Origin of the sequence: Oligoflexus sp., assembly GCF_035712445.1 — a bacterium.
GTDB lineage: Bacteria > Bdellovibrionota_B > Oligoflexia > Oligoflexales > Oligoflexaceae > Oligoflexus.
Genome location: NZ_DASTAT010000143.1, coordinates 72,934 through 93,574, shown reverse-complemented (window position 1 = coordinate 93,574; position 20,641 = coordinate 72,934). Strand labels below are relative to the sequence as shown.

The following is a 20,641-nucleotide window of genomic DNA, read 5'->3' as shown; positions in this document are numbered from 1 at the left end:
TGTAAGAGACGCTCGCTCCTATTCTGGTGCATGGTGACCTGCTCGTCGAGATAAGCCTTCTCGAAATCAGCGCCTTTTTTCCCTTTCAAACGGCTGTCACTGGCCTTTGCACCGTTCGCGCCTGTTACGAGGGAAGCGAAAAGCTGTGCCATGATAGAAATATTATACACAGCTCCTTTCAGGGTTGCGGTGGTTGAGAAGCTGTTGCATGTTGACGTCTGCATTGTAGGTTGAGGCCTGCATTGGGCAAGTTCACCATATCAGAATGGAGCGCAAATGAATCTGGAGTATCGCACCTTGGAAGAGTCCGCGATTCATGAGGTTCATCAATGTTTTCTGGAAGCGTTCTCCGACTATATTGTGGATATCCGCACGTCCGAACCCATGTTCCGCGAGATGAATGCACTGCGCGCTGTCGACTATGGACTGAGCGTCGGGGCCTTCGTCGGCAAACGTATGGTGGGCCTGACTCTGAATGCCAAGGACGAGTGGAATGGAAAGTGGACCGCATATGATGCCGGGACCGGGGTCATTCCTGCCTTTCGCGGACGTGGCATCAGCCGCGGTATGATGCAGAAGGTGTTTGAACTGCTCGACGCCCAGGGTTTTGAAAGTTATGTGCTGGAAGTCATCACCCGCAATGATAAAGCGCTGAAGCTTTATCAAAGTCTCGACTTTCACATCACAAGGCGCCTCGAATGCCTTGTTTTAAAGGCCCCGCCGCAGCTCCGTGTCGACCAGGGGAATCATAGCGTCAGGGATGTTGCACCAGACGAAATTCCACGGCTGGAAGAGGCTTTCCTCGCTGAAGCCAGGTATGGGTTTCAGGCTTCCTGGCAAAACGGCTGGAATACGATTCGTCGCCGTCCCGATCTTTATCGTCTGGTGGCGAGCTGGGACGACGGGCAATGCCTGGGCTATGGGATCATCGGGGCCGGGCGGGGCGGCATTGCTCAGCTGTGGGTCAGACGCGACAGGCGGCGTCAGGGTCTTGGTTCCACTCTTCTTCGCGAACTCATGGCTCGCAGTCCTGGACAGAAAACCTATTCCTGGGTGAATGTCGATGAACGCGCCGGGCATACTTTGAGTTTTCTGAAGGCCATGGGTTTTACGGAGCAGCTGGCTCAATTTGAAATGGAAAAGCTTCTTCATCCTGCATCCGCCAGAACTCATTCACGTCCCGAATGATCTGGGTGGAGACGAGTTCCCGCGCATTCGTTTGAAACCAATCAGCCGGCATGGTTTCCTGATAGTCCATTTCCAAAAATCTTGGGTCCATCAGGACGATGACGCCTTTCTCGCTCGCATCGCGCACGATCCGGCCTGCGGCCTGGATGGATCGGGTCATCGCTGGATAGGTATAGGTATAAGAGCGTCCCTGCTTATAGGTTTTCTCGAAGTATTCCTGCATCAGCTGCCGTTCAAAGTTCGCGGTCGGCAGCGCTGGCCCGACAATGAAAACGTTATGAACGCCGCGGCCTTTGAAGTCGATGCCTTCCGCCAGGGAGCCGCCTTGAACGGCCAGGATCAGGAGGATGCCTTCGCTCCGGTCGATGACGTCCCAAAGATCATTCAGCGCATCGGCACCCATGGCATTGTTTTGCGTGTAGATCGTCCAGTCGGGCTGCAGCGCCTGTAGCTCGGATTGGACCTGCCGCAGAAATCCATAGCTTGAAAAAAAGACCAGGCTGGGCCCGGACCTGAGCGCGGCAAGCTTTTGAATGATCTGGGCGATGCGGGCGTAATGCCGATCCCTTTCGCGGAGGCTCGTCTGCACCTGGGGGATGATGAGGATTTTTTTATGCTCGCGTGGGAAGGGCGAACTCAATTCCACGCAAACCGTGTTCTCGGGATCAAAGCCCGAGACATCACGATAAAAAGCAAAGGGTTTGAGCGTGGCCGAGAAGGCCACGACGCCACGGAAATGATCCAGGATAGGCCGAATAAAGCCCGAGGGATCAATGCAAAGAGCCTTGATGATGGTGTCATGACCTTCCTTTTTGTAAAGGATGGGGACGGCATCGCGGGGCTGCTCCAGCATCTGATCCAGGGCGGTCAGAGCCATGAAGAATTCGAAGAGAGGATCGTCTGCCGTCGGCAGTCCCTCTTCACCCCAACGCTCGATCATGCCTTTCAAACATTCGGCCAGAAGATTTTTCACGGCCTTGGCGTCGATATCCACGCGCGTTTCGGCCTGGACGGGACGAATCGAGGTGAACAGCTGCAGGGCCTTTTTCACAAGGGCCGGCGGCAGGGATGGATGCTGCAGGGTGGACAGGCGAATTTCGACCGAATAGGCATCGCGCACGCGCTCCGGCAGGTTGTGTGCCTCGTCGATCACCAGCACAGGATCGGGCAGGGGAAGGATGGGATCCGCATAACGGGTCAGGTAGTTGCCGAACGGCGAAAAGATGTAATTGTAATCGCAGATCACAAGGTCGGCTTCCCGCAGGCGTTCCATCGAAATTTCGTAAGGGCAGATTTCAAACTGCTTTCCAAGGTTTTGAAAGTAACGTCGATCCCACAGATTTTTTTTCTTATCACGCGGTGTAAGCTCATGCCGGGCGACTTTGCTGTGATAGTCCTTGGCAAAGGGGCAAACCAGATCGTGGCAATTGACCTCGGCTTGAGGACAGGCTTTGGACTTGGCAGTCACGACCAGGACTTTCAGACCCACTCTTCGCCGATGAAAAATTCGAACGAGGTCGATGGCGGCCTGAAACTGGCTGTTCTTGGGCGCGATATAGACGAGGGGACTGCCGCGCGCCAGGGCGAAGGTCAGCGCCGGGACCAGGACGCCTGCGGTTTTGCCGAGGCCTGTGGGCGCCTGCAAAAGAAGGTGCTCTTCGTTTTCCAGTGCGGTCCTGACGCTTTCCATCAGCTGGGTCTGGGAAGGCCTGGGCTCGGCAAAGGGAAAGAAAATCTTTTTGGAAAGATGATGCCGATTTTTTTGAATGGCTCGAAAGCGCTTGAATTCAGCCACGATCTGTTCGCAGCGTTGCTTGATCCAGTCCTGAAAAAGTTCCGGGTCGAAGGCCACGGGAATAATTTTTTCCTTCAGGGTCTGAAGGCAGACGAGGCGCAGCTGCAGCCCGGGGACCTTGCCGCTCTTCAGCCAATGCATGTAACCATAGACTTTGATCTGAAGCACATAGGGATGTTCGATGGACTCATGCAGCGCCTTATCCAAGGCATCAAAACGCTGCGTGGACTTGATTTCCTCAAGCAGCGGCGTTTCATGATTGAAAAATCCATCGCAGCGGCCCCGCACATGAAGCGTGACGGAGCCTTCTTTGAAGGATTGCTGCAGCGGATATTCAGGCTGGAAAAGCTCGTCTTCATTCCGCAGCCGGTCCTGGATGCGCTGATGAATATCCTGGCCGAAGTCCAAGGGCAAAAGCGTTTGCCCGGAACCGGACGTCAGACTCCCTTCCCTTCGCAAGGGAACGGCGAATTCACGAACACCCACGGGAAGTCGGCTCATGCTGGTCCTGCTAGAAAAGTTGCGTGCGCAGCCGGTCCTGATCGAGGACAAGGCCGGGCCTTAAACATAGACGAAGCTGATCCCCGCGCTTCAGCCCCTTGCGGATTTCACTGTAAAGTATCGTCAGACGATCATGCGTGGGAAGATCAATCTCCTGCAAACGCTCCCAGCGTGAACGTGGTAAGAAAGCTCCTGGATCAGGCGCTTCATCCATCCAGGTGGGAACGCCGGCCTGCATGCGAAGATAATAAACGGGCGCATCCCCACCCCGAAACTGCCAGCTGATGGTGCAGTCCATGAGGCGAAGGAGCCAACGGGCCCGATGCAGCTGACGCAGGGCATGCAGAAGCGTATGCTGAATGAAGGCCGCGGCCTCTTCGGGTGTGGCTTCGGCATCCTCGTCATGGGGTTCAGCCTCGGGCTCGTCCTCTTCAAGCGACTCATCGTCCTCCTGCTCGCGCTCTACGAGCCATGTTTCCCAAACCTTCCGTGCCCAGTCCTGCCAGGTTTCGGCATCCGGTTCCCTTGTGGCAAAGATGAGACCTTTTGCATCCTCCAGCACGTCCTCGGAAAAATAAGCATCGAGCCAGCGTTTGGACGGTATGGCCTCGGGTTTGACTGCAGCGCCGGTGATCGAGAGCAGCCACTGAAAATTCCAAACGGAAAGGAGAGGGCCCCAAAGCTGCGCCGCCCAGCGGGGCGCATCGGGAAACTTTTCCGAAGGCAAAAGCCAATCTTTCAAACGAAAACTTTGAACGCGTCGTTCATCCGTTTTTAAAAGCCGATTATAAGGAGGATCAATCCTTTTGATCTCGTCACTTTCCAAAAACAGGGCTTCCAGTTCCGTCCGCACCACGCGAAAGCGAAAGTCCACGGCGCGCGTCAGCATTTCATTCAGACGGCTGCCCTTGGTTTTTTGCCCGCGAAAATAGGAATTCAGCCGATGTTTAAGACTGCTGGCTTTCCCAACATAAAGGATGCGCTCCGCCTGATCCAAAAAATAGTAAACGCCGGGAGCGTCCGGGAGACTCAAACGTTTTTGCCGAATACCCGGATCCTGCAGAGGCAGGGTCGTGGCCGATTTGTGTGCGGTGGAACCCTCGGCCACCATGTATTTCCAGATATATGCCGTGGCAATCAGATGATCGCGGGATCGTTTCTTGTCACCGAGCGAATAGCCGGCATAACCCGCGACGGCCCGCAGACTATAGGACTTCAGATGCGGCATCATACGTCTTGCGAGTTCATAGGTGCAGGCCATGCGTTCATTCATGAGGCTCCAAAGGCCTTCAAGACCCTCGACATGGGCATCATGCAGGGCTTTGAAAAGAAAAGGCCGCTTGAAGCGCGCATAATGCACAAGGATCGGCAGACCTGCGTGTTCATGCAGGAAGCTGCTGAGTTGGCTGCTCAGCTCTTCGTAGGAAATGGCCGTCTCATCGGTCCAGGTGCTGGCGGCGAGTCCGGTCAGTTTTTGAATGCGACGGGAAAGATTCACGGAGTCCCGTGGTGCAACCAGACGGACCTGCCAGTCCACAGTCAGAGGATCCGCTCCGGCGTGATAGAGGCCCCAGCCGGCTTCGATGATGTCACTGGTTTCGGGATTGGTGCCCGTGGTCTGGACATCAAAGAGTATGAATTTTTGCGCAAAAAAGGGCACGCGGCCTCCGCTTTCAAAACAAGGCTACCTTCGCCTGTTTTGGGAGGGGGAGGCAAGCTGCCATATGGGCCTTATTCCCTAGATCCGCGACCCCAGGAATCTGAGGCTTCGTTGCCAACTCTCAGCCGGCTTAATCATTGGCCTAAGCCAACTTTGGATCAAGGCCCTAGCTTCTCTGCCAATACTTGCGCACGTCGATCGCAACGGCTGTAATAATGATCAGGCCTTTGACGATGAACTGAAGGTTGGGATTCATGCCGATAAAGGTCAGGCCGTAATTGATGACGGAGAAGATCAAAACACCCGCCAGGACTCCCGGCACGGTTCCGATCCCGCCGCTGGTGGAAACACCGCCCACCACGCAGGCCGCAATCGCATCGAGTTCATACATCTCACCGTAGTTGCTTTTGGCCCCGCCGGAGCGCGCCGCTTCCAGAATACCAGCCAGAGCTGCCAGGGCGCTGGCCGTGGCATAGATGCGAATCAGAGTGGCATCGACATTGATGCCCGAGACGCGCGCTGCTTCACGATTTCCGCCGATGGCATACATGCTCTTGCCGGTCAGGGTCTTATTGAACAGTATCCACGCAATCCCGAAAACGGCCGCTGCAATCAGGACGATGATGGGCATGCCGAAGATAGCCCCTGATCCAAGGTCGGTAAAATCCGGACGCAGACCACCTATGGGCTGGGAGTTATTCGGTTCCTGATCGAAGTAAATAAGGTTCAAACCAAAAACGATCACCATGCTGCCAAGGGTCGCGATAAAGGGCGGAATGCGGAGTTTCGCCACGGCGAGTCCGTTCAGAGCCCCGATCACAGCCCCCAGAGCCAGGGCCAAAAGAATTGGACCGAGCAGAGGCAACTGGCTGAGCGCGGGATAAAAGCGCCGCGGATAGTCCTCGATCTGCAGCATGGAGGCGGAAAGGACCGCAGCAAAACCCACAACCCGACCCGCAGACAGATCCACGCCACCGCTGATCAGCACCATCGCGCTGCCGAGGGCCAGGATCAATTTCGTCGAGGAACTCAGAAGGATATTCCGCAGACTGCCGAAGGAAAGAAAATTGGGGTCCTGAATGGAAATACCGGCCACCAAAAGGACGAGCACGACGTAAATCGCATTTTCGAGAAGAAAGGTCAGAATTCTTTTTTGAAAGCTGTTCATCATCAGACGGGTTCCTTGAATTGAGTCGCGAGCCGCAGTATCTGCTCCTCGGTGGCTCCCTGGCCGGGGATCATGCCGGCCACACGGCCTTCGCACATGACCAGAATGCGATCGGACAGCCCGATCAATTCGGCCATTTCCGAGGAAATCACAATCACGCTCTTGCCCTGTTTGGCCAGTTCCACGATCATTCCGTAAATTTCCGCTTTCGCGCCGACGTCGATGCCCCGGGTGGGTTCATCCAAAAGAAGCAGGGTCGGCTGCGTCAGGAGCCAGCGGGCCAGCAGGACTTTCTGCTGATTGCCGCCAGAAAGGTTTTTGATCGCAGCGGTCCAGGATGGGGTTTTGATCCTGAGATCATGAATGCTGCGTTCGGTATCGGCAATCCGCGGTTTGTCCCTGATCAATCCGAAAGGGCCGCGATAATGCTTTTGATTGGCGATGACGGTATTCTCCAGAACCGACCAGGTGGGGAAAATGCCGGTGACCCGCCGTTCTTCGGTCAGAAGCGCAAGGCCGTGCTGAATCGCATCCCTTGGGGAGCGAATGAAAATTTCCTTGCCCTGACTGAAAAACTGTCCCGTGGCCTTGGGCCGCAGGCCGAAGATGGTTTCGAGCAGCTCGGTCCTTTGCGCGCCCACCAGACCGCCGATGCCCAGGATTTCCCCTTTTTTCACGCTGAAGGAAACATCGCGCAGACGTCCGTTCGCGCCTGCGCTCAGATTTTTCACTTCGAAATAGGTTTCATTCGGAATGTTGAGCTTCGGCGGGAAACGCTGATCCAAAGATCGTCCCACCATGCTGTGAATCATGGTGTCGATCGTCAGTTCCGACGCCGGCCATGTGCCGACCTTCCGGCCATCGCGCAGTATGGTGACTTCATCGGCGATGCGCAGGATTTCTTCCATCTTATGGGAAATATAGATGATCGCCACGCCGCGCTTCTTGAGATCGCGAATGATCGCAAACAGCCGCTCCGCCTCGGGCCCGGTCAGGGATGAGGTCGGTTCATCCATGATGATGATCTTCGACTGATAGGACACGGCCTTGGCGATTTCGATGAGCTGGATCTTCGACACGGAGAGAGTGCCGATGCGGACTCGCGGGTCCATGCTGATATCCAGCTCCTGAAAGAGTTTGGTCGTGGCCTCTTCCATGCTGCGATCGGAGACCCAGGAAAAGGGCCCGAGGCGCCGCACGGGAAAGCGTCCCAGCCAGACGTTTTCCATGACGCTGCGGTCCGGCACGGGATGCAGCTCCTGATGGATCATCGCAATGCCGCGTTCGAGAGCCTGTTTGGGTTCCTTGATCTGGACGGCTTTGCCATCAAAGACGATGGTGCCGCGATCCGGTTGATAGAGTCCAAAAAGGCATTTCATCAGAGTGGATTTGCCCGCTCCGTTTTCTCCCATCAGCGCATGCACGCTGCCGGGTTTTACATTCAAGCTCACATCATCCAGGCTTTTGACGCCTGGAAAGAGCTTGGTGATGCCTTTCATTTCCAGAACAAATCCACTCATCCTTATGCCTCTCGCTTACCATCACGCCGGATTACATCGCGGTCTGACGATTCTCCTTGGTGATCTTCTGATAGGGAATCCACACGTACTTGCCATCGGTCAGGTCGTAGCCTGTGTTGGCCTTGTCCGGTGTCTTGCCCTGGGCCAGGGCATAGGCCAGGGCGAAGGTCGCCTGACCCTGATTTTTCGCATCATTCAAAACGGTGCCGAGCAGCGTGCCGTCTTCGAGGGCCTTCATGGCCGCAGCCGTGGCATCGACACCCACGACGGGCATATATTTTTTATCACGGAAATAACCGACGGCTTTCAGCGCTTCGATAGCGCCCAGGGCCATGTCATCGTTATTGGCGATGACCAGCTCGATCTTGTCCCCTTGCGCGCCGATAAAGGCAGCCATCTTCTCCTGGCCGCGCACGCGATCCCACATGGCGGTATCCTGGGCCAGTTTCTGAGTTTTCAAACCAGCGTCTTCGATCGCCTTGACCGAATACTGCGTGCGCAGTTCCGCATCCTGATGACCCGGCTCGCCGGTGAGCATCACATACTGAATCACGCCGTCCTTGTTTTTGTCGGCTTCGGGATGCGACTTCCAGTAATCCACCACGATCTCGCCGGACAGAGTGCCCGACTGCTCGGCCTTCGCGCCTACATAATATGCTTTATCCCACTTCTTCAGGTCTTCGGGCATGGGCTCGCGATTGAAGAAGACGATGGGGATATTGGCGGCTTTGGCTTTATCGATCAAAACGCCAGCGGCCGTGCGGTCCACGGGATTGATGGCGAGGGCGCTGACTTTTTTCGCGATGAAGAGATCAACTTTTTCCGACTGCACCGGCTGTTGATTGGCGCTATCGACGAAATCAATGGTGGCCTTGCCCTGGGCGGCCGTGCTCATGGCAGTCCGGACGCCGGACATGAAGGTGTCATCGTACTTATAGATAGCACTGCCGATGACGACGTCCGCGTTCGGCTTCTTTTTTGTGCAGCTCACGCCGAATCCAACGGTGAGAGCCAGTATTGCGAGTGGAACCTGTTTCATGCGGATCTCCTGTGTCCAAGAATCACTGGTTATATTTCCGTATTCACCCATCACTCCGAGATGGGGATTGATATCTCGGGAAAAGAAAACAGTAAAGCGCCCATTCGTAAAAGATGTCGACCTGGGAGCTGCCGTGTAGGGGACGCCGGGGCAGGTGACTGTCGAACGCGAAGGGGAGGCCGCGTGAACGGCGAGCGTGCAGGTTTAAAAACGTCAGAAACGGTGACAGCGCTGTCAGCATCCTGATGATGGACGTGGGGTGCGAGGACTGTAACATAAGGATTCGACGGACCAATCAAGGCGCAATCCCGGTTCGTTATCCCGGCATAGGGATTGCTCATGGCCCCAAAGCCACCCCTTGATAAGGACCTCACCATGAAGAAACTGAAACTCCCGATGATGGTCATGTTTGTCTTGCCTCTGACGATTCTCGCTGGCGCGTGCGGCACCAAACAAAACAGTGAACTCGATATCGTAGGCGGTCGCGTGGTCTCTGCTGGGGACACAGGGCCGGAAAAAATTTCAACCGTTGGACTCAGCGGCTGCACGGGAACGATCATCGCCCGTGATCTTGTCTTGACCGCAGCGCACTGCTATGAAAACTCGGTGCAGGGCGGTTACGTGCTCTTCGGCATTCAATTCAACGGCCGCGATCGCAAGATCATTCAGATCGCATCGGCCAGCATCAATCCCGCCTATACCGGATCGCACAATGATGTGGCCATGCTGAAACTCGCGCAGGAAATTCCCGCCGGTTATCAACCCGCAAAACTTCTGCCTCCCGCGCTGGCCATGAGCCCCGGTGATGTCGTTCGCCAGGCCGGTTACGGCAGCGACAATACTCCCAATTCGTTTGGGACTTTGCGCACGGTCGACAGCCAGTACGTGGGTCAGACCGGAGCCGGCGCTTTGAGTGTCCGCAACGGACGCACAGCCGCCTGCAGTGGCGATTCCGGTGGTCCCCTTTACGTTCGCAAAAATGGTGAGTGGTACACTGCCGGTATCACCTCGACCGCCTTCATGGACAACGCGCGCCGCTGCACGGGCGGTAATCAGTACACCAGTGTAGCCTTACAGTATAATTTGATCGTGGACATGGCGCGAAAGCTGACCGGTCGCGCGAATCCACTGGACGGCGTGTCGAGCCCCAAACCTGAGCCAGGTGACATGAACGGCAGCCCAACCAACCCGGCGAAATTCCAGATTCTGTCGGATGTCACGCAGAGCGGCAATGTCCTGAATGTCAGCGTGAAGAACGTGACGGGCCGGTCCGTGAAGAACTGCGAGTTCACTCTGACACCAACACGCTACTTCTATGGCATCTTTCCTGTGACCTATGATTTAACGGCGAAAGTGGCTCAGGCTGCGGCCGACGAGGAAGCGACCCTGAGCTTCACAGATACTTATGAAGGAAGTTCGTACCTGGGCGCCATCGCCAGCACGGCACTCAAAAAGACCTGTAGCGAGTGAGTGGCCTTCCCCCGGCTCAAACCGGGGGCTTTCTTTTCATGACCTGACCAGAGCGCGATCCGCAGAAAATTTCCCCGCGCCTTTGAGAGTCACAATCAAAGCGAGACCAAGCGCCAGAATGAAGAATTCAATCCCTTCACCTTTCTGCTGACCGAACCAGTTCATAAAAAATCCATGCTGCACATGACTCGTGAGAGCCGCAACAAAAAGCGTGATGCCAACCAGGGCGGACGCCACGCGGGCTCCCAATCCCAGGATGAGCATGAGGCCACCCACCGATTCAGCAAGTATGGCGGCCAAAGCCAGGATCCAGGGAATCCCCATCGTTTCCGTGAAAAACTGCATGGTCCCCGAAAATCCATAGCCCCCGAACCAGCCCAGGGTTTTTTGCAGTCCATGCGGCAGTATCATGACCCCAAGAGCCACGCGGGCAATGGTTGCAGAGACGTCACCGTCTGTTTTCAGAATCCTGCTTAAAAAACTGTTTGCGCTCGTCATATCCATATCCTTTTATTGAAGAGAGGCGTTGTTGCCCTCCTGGGCCCGACACATTGATTTTCGGCATTGCAGGCGTGATAATAAATAAGCGATATCGCATATAAGGATTGCATTTTTGCAATGATTAAAGACTGGGATAACATACGAATATTTCTGGCTATAGTCCGGGACGGCAGCCTTCCTGCGGCGGCCGCGTCCCTGGGGATCAACCACACGACGGTGTTTCGGCGCGTGCATGAACTGGAAGAGATCCTGGAGACCAAACTCTTTCAACGGTCGGGTCGCAGGCTCGTTCTGACGAGTGCCGGGGAAACTCTGCTCCTGCATGCTGAAGCCATGGAAACTGCGGTCATAGGTATCAATCGCTCGGTGGCGGGCATTGATAAGACGATGGAAGGACCGCTCGTGATCACGACGGCTGATACGCTGGCGCAGACGATACTGCCGCCTATTCTGATAAAGCTGACGGAAGCCTATCCAGGGCTGAACGTGTCGGTGAAAAGCAGCAATACAATGTCGAATCTGAATAAACGTGATGCGGATATTGCCATCAGGCCGACGATCAAACCGCCGGAGGATTATATCGGACGCAAGCTTGGGCCTATAGAATTCGCCTATTTCGCGTCCGAGAAACTTTTGCATCAGCTGCAAACAGCGAATCTGAATCTGGAAACCCTGCGGCCGCGAACGGCTCTGATTGCCTTTGATCAGAGTCTGAAGCATATTGGAGCGGCGCAGGAACTGGAGACTGAGTCACGGCATTGGACGCGCGTTTTTCGCGTGGATAGCCTCATGACCGCGCAGTCTTTATGTGCAGAGGGGGCTGGTGTGGCCCTGCTTCCGCGCTTTGTCAATCGACTTGGAAACCTTGTGGAGCTGCCCGATCGAGTCAATCGTCCCGATTTCGGGAGTCTTTGGCTGCTGAGTCACCGCGATATCATGAAGGCGGCCCGGGTTGCCGAGGCCTATCGTTTTCTATTCCGGGAGCTGAAAACCGAGTTCCCCTCACAGCTTGTTTAAAGGATCTTTCATGCTGCGCTCTCGTTTTCTCATGATACTGACCCTCATCACCCTCAGCGCCTGTCAGACTCCGAAGGGCTCGGAGCGTTACGAGGTTCTGCGTCAGGAACTGAATGCCCGCTTCCCTGTCTCGTACATCGAAACCCAGCCCTATAATGTTATCTATGTCACCAACCGCAGCACGCAGGGGGCTGTCGGTGCCTGCTCGAACGCTGTGTATGGCGTCGGCAAGGGGACGGATCTGCGCTACGGCATGTGCCGGGTGCAGGTGCCGATCAACCGGCCGGTGGGGTCTTTGAGCAGTGGGAATGATCCGAATTCTGATTCCCAGATTAATTTTCAGATGGCCCAGCATGAAAGTTTGAATGCGGATTCCTTTGCGATGGCTTTGAAGAGTCCCGAGCCGGATGAAATTCTGGTGTTCGTGCATGGTTTCAACGTGCGCTTTGAAGAGGCCGTTTATCGGGCGGCGCAGATCGGGTTTGATGGGAAGTATCAGGGGCAGCTGGTACTTTTCTCGTGGCCGGCGGGTGCGGTTCAGCGTCTCATCGAAGGGCCCTATCTTCTTCGGACTTATCAGGAGAATAAGAAGAATGCGGCGGCGAGCATTGAGCCGTTTCAGCAGCTGCTCACGACGATAGCAGCCACTGGCAAGCGAATTCATGTCGTTGTTCACAGCATGGGGCATCAGGTGGTGCTGCCGGCTTTGGCTCAGCTGGCGGACTCTCTTCCTGAGGGAACAATTCAGGAGCTGATTCTGAATGCACCTGATTTTTCCACGCAGGATTTCAGAAGCCTTTTGCCTGCTGTGCGGAAAATTGCGGTGCGGACGACGGTCTACTGCTCACCGAATGATAACGCACTGGCGGCTTCAACACGGGTGAATGGAAATGCCCGACTGGGCAGCTGTACTATGATGGAAGGTGTGGATACGATCGATGTCAGTGAAGTCGATCGGCCTGTCCTTGGTGTGGGTGGGCTGGGGCACGGTTACTACGCTGGTCGGCCGATTATCGGGGATGTGAGTCAGCTGCTGCTTGGTATGGATGCGCCGCGGCGTATGTTTATCAAACGGACTGTGCCTGCCGTGAATTCCAATTATATGCTGCGGCCTTAAAAAAAAGTGGGGCTTACCAGGATCCGGGTCTATTTCCTTCCATCATGAGTTGAAGATGGCGACGATTGCGAGCGCTGTCACGATCTCACCGCGGGCCCTGCTACACAGCGCTCCGGGACTTCTGGGCTGGTGCCCGCCGTATGCCATGCTGGGCATTAATACCTGTCAACTCGGCAAGAAGAAACTCTCGTAGATCGACAAGCCCGACAAGTGTATGGTAATCCTCGGAAGCAAAGGGGCCAACGCTGGTGGGGCTTGGGAGCCACCATTCGCGGGTAGTGTATGGCATTCCTTTGACACAAAGGAGCCATCGATTGCGTGCCTTTCTCGTCGATATCTTTCACGGTCTCTTCCATGGCAAAAGCGTCATCTACGCTGCCGGCCGCCTGGAGAACGGCGAGACCTTTGGTCTGCTCGATGACAGGCTGCCGCCCTGTTTCTATATCCGTCGATCCGATGCAGGCGGCGTTGATGCCCTGTTGAGGAAACATCGCGGGCTGCGGCAGGACACAGAGCTGACCACGATGGATGGCGAAGCGGTCGCAAGCGTGACGCTTCCCACCGTGCGCGATCTGAGGGCCCTGGAAAAGGATCTCGACGGCCGCGGCATCCGAAGCTATGAAGCGGATCTGGATTACCCGCAGTTTTACCGCATTCATCGCGGCCTCGCGGGTATGGTTCGGATCGAGGGCCTTTGGCAACCTTCGAAACACGTGCAGCGCTTTTACATCAATCCCACTCTAAGCCCGGCGCCGGGAAAACCTGATCTGAAAATACTTTCGCTGGATATTGAAACGGATGCAGAGGCCTCACGGCTGCTCGGGATATCCCTGGTCAGCTGGTGTTTGGAGGGCAAGGCAAAATCGGAAGAGGTTCTCCTCATTGGAGCTGCGCGTGCCGATGATCCGCCTGAGGTAAAGGCCCTGTCGGATGAAAAGGAACTTCTGCAGTATTTCCGTGAACGCGTTGTTGCGCTGGATCCCGATATCATCACAGGCTGGAATGTCATTGATTTCGATCTGACTGTTTTGGAAAAGCTTTCAAAAAAACAGGGCGTGGAATTCAATCTGGGCCGCACCAAGGATAGTTCTTTTGCGAGGCAGAGCCAGTACTTTGGCAAAGGCCGCATGGTGATCCGCGGGCGTCAGGTACTGGATGCGTTGCAACTTGTGCGGCATACGCTGAGCAGTTTTGAAGATCTAAGGTTGAACACGGTGGCCCAGGAACTTTTAGGCCGCGGCAAGACGCTTGCTGTCGAGGAATGGGAGGACGCGGCCCAGAAAATCGAACAGGCCTTTCGATTTGATCGCAAGGCTTTCTGTGCCTATGTGCTGGAAGATGCGCGACTCGTCCGCGATATCCTGAAAAAGCAGGGCCTCTTGGAACTGACACTCACGCGCAGCCTTCTGACTCATCTGCCTTTGGAAAAAGCCTGGGGCAGCGTCGCCGCATTTGAAACGCTGTATATCGGGGCTTTGCATCAAAGGGGAATGGTGGCCCCCACGCGGGGTATTGATGCGGGCGAGGAAGAAGGCGGAACCGGCGGATTGATCCTCGATCCTGTGGTGGGCCTGCATGAGCATGTTCTGGTCTTTGACTTCAAGAGCCTTTACCCTTCCATCATGCGGACGTTTAACATTGATCCGGTGGCCTTCATCCAGGGGGAAACACTCCCGGAAGGCGAGGGCATTCACGCGCCGAACGGTGCGGTCTTTTCGCGCGAGCCCGGCATACTCCCCGAACTTTTGCATGAATTTTTTCAGCACCGAGCCCTCGCGCGGGAACGGGGTCAGGCGGCCGAGGCCTATTCCTATAAGATCATCATGAATTCCTTTTATGGAGTTCTGGCCACGAATGCCTGCCGTTTTGCGGATCGCACCATGGCCGACGGGATCACAACGCTGGGACAAAAACTTTTGACCTGGATGAAGGCTTATTTTACACAGCGTGAATATACCGTTCTCTATGGAGACACCGACTCCTTGTTCGTCTCGGTGCAGGACCTCGCCTGCCTTGCGACGGCTGACGTCCTTGCTTATGGCCGCAGGCTCTGCGCGGAAGCGAATGAAGCTCTGGCCCTGGCGCTTCATAAGGAATACCAGCTCACTTCGCATATGGAGCTGGAATTCGATGGCTATTTCCGTTATTTTTTCCTGCCGGCCGATCGACAGGGCGAGGGGAGTCGGGCCAAGAATTATGCCGGTCTTCAGATGGATGAGCGCAGCCAAAGCCTGGAAATCAAGGGTATGGAGGCCGTCCGGAGCGATTGGACGCCACTCGCGAGGCAGCTGCAGCGGGACCTTTTGCGGATGCTGTTTGAACGTCAGCCGCCCGAAAACATGGTGGCGCATATCCGCACTCTGATTCGATCCATGCAGGCGGGGCGGCTTGATGATGAGCTGGTTTATCGCAAGCGTATTCGGAAACCGCTTGAAGCCTATACGCGCACCACGCCGCCGCACATTAAAGCGGCTCGCCTTCTGCCCCGCACGGTGCGGGTCGTGCGCTATCTGATGACCGCAGAAGGTCCACAGCCCCTCGGTTTTGTAAAAGCGCCGGTGGACTATGAACACTACAGAATCAAACAGATTCTGCCCATTGTGGAAGGTCTGGCCCCCTTTGCGGGCTTCCGTGCGGATGAAGCCACGAGCGGACAATCAGGCTTTCACTTCAAGGATGATTTCCATGACGAGGACCACACCCTCTGATTTTAAAAACCGCAAATCACGCGGCGCCCGGATCGATCCTGCGAATCGTTTTGAATCCACGCGCATTGAAAGGGATGTGCCGCCCGAACCCTGGGATGATCCTGAAAAGGCGGCGAAGACGACCGTGCTTGTGGATCATGCGAAGACCATACTTACGAAGAATTCGAGTCCGGATATTTGCTTCAATTACAGCATCAACGCCTATCGCGGCTGTGAGCATGGCTGCGCCTACTGCTATGCGCGCCCCACGCATGAAACTCTGGGTTTCAATGCCGGCCTTGATTTTGAAACCAAAATCATGATGAAGGTCGACGCCCCGAAGCTTCTGCGCGAGGCCCTGATGAAGCCTTCATGGGAGCCCGAACCCATCGCCATGTCGGGTGTCACCGATTGCTATCAGCCGGTGGAACGGCGCTATCGGTTGACACGGGCCTGTTTGGAAGTGCTGCATGAATTTCGGAATCCTGTTTCGATTATCACGAAGAACGTTTTGATTCTGCGTGATCTGGATATCCTGGCTCCGATGGCGGAAATGAATCTGGTGGAGGTCTTCATATCGGTGACCTCGGTCGATCGCGAACTGGCGAGCAAAATGGAGCCGCGCACACCGCCTCCAGAGATGAAGCTGGAAGCAATTCGGCGTCTGAGTGCTGCCGGTATTCCGGTGGGCGTGAATGTGGCTCCGATTGTTCCGGGCCTTACCGATAAGGAAACGCCGAAGATCCTGGAAGCTGCAGCCGAGGCTGGAGCCCGCAGTGCGGATTATGTTCTTTTGCGTTTACCTTTGGCTGTGAAACCCATTTTTTTGGATTGGGTGGAGCATCACTATCCGCTGCGGGCTCAGCATGTGCGGACTTTGATTGAAGATACCCGCAACGGGGAGCTTTATGATACGCGCTGGGGCACAAGGCAGACCGGCGAAGGGCCTTATGCGCAGCAGATTCAGACGATGTTTAAGATTTTTGCGAAGAAGTTTGGTTTGGATCAAGGCATGCCGGGCCTCGATGTTTCGCATTTTCGCAGACCCGGCGAGTGGAAGCAGCGGGAGCTGTTTCCTAATTTTTAAAGAACTGCGGACGTGACGCGTTCTGTTTGCCTATCTGCAACTCTTTTTCCAGCCTTGTGACCTCCTTCAGCACATCCTGATAAATACGGGGCCAATCCATGGTCTCGAATTTTTGTTTATCGTCCTGGACAGCCTGGCTATAGGCGGAGCCGAAGAAGGTGACATGGGCTCCGGCGTTGCAGCCAAAACTCGCCTGCCGCGCTGCAGAGGCCGTCAGGATATGAATGCCTGGTAGCCGGGCGAGCGGGCTGGCTGTGGTTTTCGGATTATCCCGAGGCGAGATGAATCCACCTGTATAGCAGCCCTGCAGGACGAGATATTTTTTGGTGGCGGACCCATCTTTCATGGCTCGGGCCAGATCGTCGACGGTCAGTCCCTGGCTTGAAACACAGTCGGGAGGCGTCTGGTCCAGAGCGAGCGAAGGCGCATGCGCGAGACAGCTTTTTCTGAAGGTCTCGCGGTTTTTCAGGGGGACCGGCGCGGCCCCATGGGCTGTGACGTAAAGATAAAATGTTGACGGTTTCTCGTTCAGTGAGAGGCGAATGCTGTCCAGGAATTCCTGGTGCTTCACGGGATGACAGGTTTCCAATATGGGCTTCAGCTGATCGAATTGTTCGCGATCACCGCCGTATTGAATCAGATCAGGCTTGGCATAAAAACAGCCTATTTCATCCTCTTTATATCCCTTTTGGAGCAACCAGGAATAATTCCAGGACACTTCCTGCAGGAAATTTGCGTTGTCGGAGCTTCCCGCGAGGAGCATGGCCTTATAAGCCTGTGGCTTTTGCAAGGGATGGTCGGCCCAGGGAAGAAAGCGCGGAGCCTCCTCGTCCAATAAGTACTGCACGATCTCGCGGAAGGGTCCGCCTGTTCCGTAGCGCAAGATGGGGTCTTTGCTGCCTGGAACCTGCAGGCGGAAAGCCGGCAGCTTCTGGGCGACGCCGAAGTTTTCCATGACCTGGAGTTTATCGGTGACATCGACGGATACGATGCGGTAGCGGCCCTGGCCCTTGGCGGCGAGTGCCTGGAGGGGCTTTTTAAGCTCCTTGCAGTGTTCACACCATTGGGTGGTGAACTCGATCAGAAGCATCGTGGGCGAAGCTTCGTTCACAAGCTTGAGCGCCTTCTCGGGCGTCAACGTGATAAGCCGCGGCGTCTGGGCGGAATTGTCCCGCTCACTCATCGCCTGCCCAGAGCTTACGCAGGCAGCCAGCAGCAGTATAAAAGGAAATAAGATAAATGGACGCATAGGCCTCCGTTTCCTGGGGATCGCTTGGGCTATGTGCAAGACTTCTGCCGAACCTGGCATCTTCGTCTTGGCCAAAATTACAGCATTCGCTAAGATCATTCCAGATTCCCTGCATATTAACTTTTGGAGAGCTGATCTTATGCGTTCCCGCTGGCCGCAATGGGCATCCCGATTTGGAATTGTCAGTCTGTCCTTCCTCTGTATGACCTGTAAAGGTAAATCTGGCGGTGTAGCTGCGGCTATCGCCTGTTCGCTTTTGAGTGCGAGTGTCAATCAACAGAGTTTGACTGTGGGGTTGAGTCAGGCGCTCCTCAGTCAGCTGCAGGATCAGCAGCAGAATAATCTTGTGCAGGATCCTGATGCTTTGAATGTGACCATTAAAAATGCGATCAATAATGCGCTGGAAGCCGTATCTCTGAGCAGCCAGATCAATGTGAAAAATGTCGCCGCGGTGCCGAAGGCCTTGGGGGAAGATGATGGTGTTCGCTTCCTGGAGCTGGGCGGAAACCTTGCGCCCGGTGTGAGTTTTGCCAGTTCTCTTTTGAAACTGCCCGAGGTGCAGAATGCTCTGGCCACCAATTTCCGGCTGGCGGATGGGAAGGCTTTCAATTTTGTCGAAGATTCCTTTCGGGTGTCGAAGACCGGGCGTGTGAGTGAGCATCAGCTGACCCAGGCTTCGGGGCAGCAGTGGGCCTATGATCAGACGAGTGCAACGGAAGCCAGGACTGTTGCCGATGGTCTTCAGAACGTTCGCGATCAGGTGGTGGTGGCTGTGATTGATACAGGTGTGGGCCAACAGCATCCCGCGTTGAAGGATAACCTTTACACCGTGAACGGTGCGGTGAAGGGCTATGATTTTGCGAACAATGACGCCGATCCCGAAGATGATGATGGTCATGGCACTCATTGCGCGGGCATCATTGCGGCCAAGAAAGTTGATGAGAATGGTATGGTTGGTGTCGGTGAATTGCTTGCCCCTGGCAAAATTAAGATTATGCCGATTAAAGCCTTGGGCTCGAAAGGTGGATCGACCGATGCTGTGAATAAAGCGATTCGCTATGCGATGGCCGAAGGCGCGCATGTGATTTCCATGAGTCTGGGTGGTGGCGTCGACTTTCAAAACCTGGTATCGAGCAATGGTACGGAAAGCCAGATCATGCGCGATGCGATTAATGCGGGAATTATCGTGGTGGTCGCGGCCGGCAACGAGAACTGTCCTTTAGGCGGCGAATGCAAGCAGCAGACGCTTTTTGTGCTGAATCAGACCATCAAGGAATATACGGTGCTGCCTTGCTCCTATAACGGAACGATTTGCGTGGGCGCTTCGGATCCTGATGCGACGCTGGCATCCTACAGTAACTTTCCTTCGGAGCTGACCAAAGGGGTGGATCCGAGCGTTGTGAATCCTGCCACCAAGCGTACCAGCCCGGACATCACGGCGCCGGGTTCCGCGATTTACAGCACCTATTTGAACAATGGCTATAAAACCTTGGATGGAACGAGCATGGCCGCGCCTTATGTGGCAGGACTTGCGGCTTTGTTTCAATTGAAAGCGGCAGCGGATAAGCGGAATACCGATGGTTCGATTCAGCAAACCTTCCGCCGCGTGCTGCAGGAAGCGGAATTGGATTTGGCCCAGGAGCAGAGTGAAACACGAAGCTATGTGGGGCAGGTCGACCTTTTGCATTATATGAAGAAATTGCGTGAGCTGAACACCGGAACACCCGCAGGGGCGGCTCCGCCGCTTAAAGCGGTCGAGGAACCTGCCGGTGAAGAATCCGGTGAGGCTCCCAACGCACTGGCGACCATCTGCGGCGGTTAAGCTTTTTTCAGATACGCCGCCACCAGCACAATGCGTGTGCCGTTGACGCGACCTTCAATATACTTGGGGTCATCTGTCAGCACGATGTTCTTCACGGTTGTGCCGCGCTTGGCGGTGAAGTTCGCGCCTTTCACATCCAGGTCTTTGATCAAGGTCACGGTGTCTCCATCCTGAAGCACAGTGCCGTTGCTATCGAGGACCTGGGCCTTGCTTTCTTCTTTCTCGCTGCTGAGTCCGGCGTCGGCCCATTTCTGAACATCATCATCCAAATAGATCTGACCCAAAAGATCCTGGGCCCAGGCATTGTCACCGAGCTGTTTCAAAACGCGGTAGGCGAGAACCTTGACGGCATTGTGTTCACTCCAGATGCTTTCATTCAGGCCATACCAATGTTTGACGTCAACCGACTTGGGGTTGGCCATAGAATCCTGGCAGGTTTTGCAGAGAAGGACCTGGGTGTCGACAGTAGAACCTGCGTTGGGTGCGACGTCATATGCCGCAAGATCGGTGGTATTCGCACAGAGTTCGCAGCGGTGAGACGCGCGTTCCAGAAGGTTATGTTCGTGTGTCATGGTCTAAAGCCTCGCGAGTGGAAAATCGGCCAACCTTAACGGATGTAAGGGGTTTTTTCAAGGGCATTAAGGGGTCTATGCTGATGGTGAGCGAGGACTTCATTGCTGAAGATAAAGCAGTCGGAGCAATTGTCATCGCGTTGCAATTGGCTTCGTGAAAATGGTGATGAAGGATCCGTGCTTCAGATAGGAATGCGATCTGTGTTGTCGAGAAGATCAGGGATCATCAGCTAAGCAGACACGGCGTG

The 20,641-nt window shown here is 55.2% G+C and carries 16 protein-coding genes; 8 read left to right on the top strand and 8 right to left on the bottom strand.

What is annotated here, in order from left to right:
- The first annotated feature begins 276 nt into the window (after window positions 1-276).
- On the top strand, window positions 277-1,188 hold the full coding sequence (locus tag VFO10_RS30560) for a GNAT family N-acetyltransferase (protein ID WP_325145829.1): 912 nt from the start codon (window positions 277-279) through the stop codon (window positions 1,186-1,188).
- Here the strand turns inward: VFO10_RS30560 and VFO10_RS30555 are convergent.
- The 5 genes from VFO10_RS30555 to VFO10_RS30535 form a co-directional block, all read right to left on the bottom strand.
- Entirely contained in the window at window positions 1,109-3,484 is a 2,376-nt protein-coding gene (locus VFO10_RS30555) for an ATP-dependent DNA helicase (RefSeq protein WP_325145828.1), read from the bottom strand. The two genes, VFO10_RS30560 and VFO10_RS30555, sit on opposite strands and share 80 nt — an antisense overlap.
- Before the next feature lie 10 nt (window positions 3,485-3,494).
- On the bottom strand, window positions 3,495-5,144 hold the full coding sequence (locus VFO10_RS30550; RefSeq protein WP_325145827.1) for a GIY-YIG nuclease family protein: 1,650 nt from the start codon (window positions 5,142-5,144) through the stop codon (window positions 3,495-3,497).
- Between the two features lie 166 nt (window positions 5,145-5,310).
- Window positions 5,311-6,315 (bottom strand): galactose/methyl galactoside ABC transporter permease MglC, encoded by a 1,005-nt coding sequence (gene mglC / locus VFO10_RS30545; RefSeq protein WP_325145826.1) that lies wholly within the window; start codon window positions 6,313-6,315, stop codon window positions 5,311-5,313.
- The gene (locus tag VFO10_RS30540; RefSeq protein ID WP_325145825.1) at window positions 6,315-7,832 is read right to left on the bottom strand and encodes a sugar ABC transporter ATP-binding protein; all 1,518 of its coding nucleotides are present in this window, start codon (window positions 7,830-7,832) and stop codon (window positions 6,315-6,317) included. The genes mglC and VFO10_RS30540 overlap by 1 nt, the downstream gene beginning before the upstream one ends.
- Before the next feature lie 31 nt (window positions 7,833-7,863).
- Complete coding sequence (locus VFO10_RS30535; RefSeq protein ID WP_325145824.1) at window positions 7,864-8,871, bottom strand: galactose ABC transporter substrate-binding protein; 1,008 nt, start codon at window positions 8,869-8,871, stop codon at window positions 7,864-7,866.
- Window positions 8,872-9,246: 375 nt separating this feature from the next.
- Here VFO10_RS30535 and VFO10_RS30530 point away from each other — a divergent pair, with 375 nt between their 5' ends.
- Window positions 9,247-10,341, top strand: coding sequence for a S1 family peptidase (locus VFO10_RS30530; RefSeq protein ID WP_325145823.1), 1,095 nt, complete (start codon window positions 9,247-9,249; stop codon window positions 10,339-10,341).
- A gap of 36 nt (window positions 10,342-10,377) precedes the next feature.
- Here the strand turns inward: VFO10_RS30530 and VFO10_RS30525 are convergent, their stop codons facing one another.
- Window positions 10,378-10,839: a DoxX family protein gene (locus tag VFO10_RS30525; RefSeq protein WP_325145822.1), complete on the bottom strand. Its 462-nt coding sequence runs from the start codon at window positions 10,837-10,839 to the stop codon at window positions 10,378-10,380.
- A gap of 120 nt (window positions 10,840-10,959) precedes the next feature.
- Here VFO10_RS30525 and VFO10_RS30520 point away from each other — a divergent pair, with 120 nt between their 5' ends.
- The 5 genes from VFO10_RS30520 (at window position 10,960) to VFO10_RS30500 (ending at window position 16,750) form a co-directional block, all read left to right on the top strand.
- The gene (locus VFO10_RS30520) at window positions 10,960-11,859 is read left to right on the top strand and encodes a LysR family transcriptional regulator (RefSeq protein WP_325145821.1); all 900 of its coding nucleotides are present in this window, start codon (window positions 10,960-10,962) and stop codon (window positions 11,857-11,859) included.
- Between the two features lie 10 nt (window positions 11,860-11,869).
- On the top strand, window positions 11,870-12,976 hold the full coding sequence (locus VFO10_RS30515) for an alpha/beta hydrolase (protein ID WP_325145820.1): 1,107 nt from the start codon (window positions 11,870-11,872) through the stop codon (window positions 12,974-12,976).
- 55 nt (window positions 12,977-13,031) lie between these two features.
- Window positions 13,032-13,169, top strand: a complete 138-nt coding sequence (locus VFO10_RS30510) for a DUF2892 domain-containing protein (RefSeq protein WP_325145819.1) — start codon at window positions 13,032-13,034, stop codon at window positions 13,167-13,169.
- A gap of 121 nt (window positions 13,170-13,290) precedes the next feature.
- Window positions 13,291-15,684 (top strand): DNA polymerase II, encoded by a 2,394-nt coding sequence (locus tag VFO10_RS30505; RefSeq protein ID WP_325145818.1) that lies wholly within the window; start codon window positions 13,291-13,293, stop codon window positions 15,682-15,684.
- On the top strand, window positions 15,662-16,750 hold the full coding sequence (locus VFO10_RS30500) for a PA0069 family radical SAM protein (protein ID WP_325145817.1): 1,089 nt from the start codon (window positions 15,662-15,664) through the stop codon (window positions 16,748-16,750). Before VFO10_RS30505 ends, VFO10_RS30500 begins: the two co-directional genes overlap by 23 nt.
- On the opposite strand, the gene VFO10_RS30495 is transcribed toward VFO10_RS30500, so the two are convergent.
- On the bottom strand, window positions 16,740-17,999 hold the full coding sequence (locus VFO10_RS30495; protein WP_325145816.1) for a thioredoxin domain-containing protein: 1,260 nt from the start codon (window positions 17,997-17,999) through the stop codon (window positions 16,740-16,742). The two genes, VFO10_RS30500 and VFO10_RS30495, sit on opposite strands and share 11 nt — an antisense overlap.
- Window positions 18,000-18,138: 139 nt before the next feature.
- Between VFO10_RS30495 and VFO10_RS30490 the strand changes: the two genes are divergently transcribed.
- Window positions 18,139-19,821, top strand: coding sequence for a S8 family serine peptidase (locus VFO10_RS30490; RefSeq protein ID WP_325145815.1), 1,683 nt, complete (start codon window positions 18,139-18,141; stop codon window positions 19,819-19,821).
- Here the strand turns inward: VFO10_RS30490 and VFO10_RS30485 are convergent.
- The gene (locus VFO10_RS30485) at window positions 19,818-20,393 is read right to left on the bottom strand and encodes a PhnA domain-containing protein (protein WP_325145814.1); all 576 of its coding nucleotides are present in this window, start codon (window positions 20,391-20,393) and stop codon (window positions 19,818-19,820) included. The genes VFO10_RS30490 and VFO10_RS30485 overlap by 4 nt on opposite strands.
- Window positions 20,394-20,641: the final 248 nt, after the last annotated feature.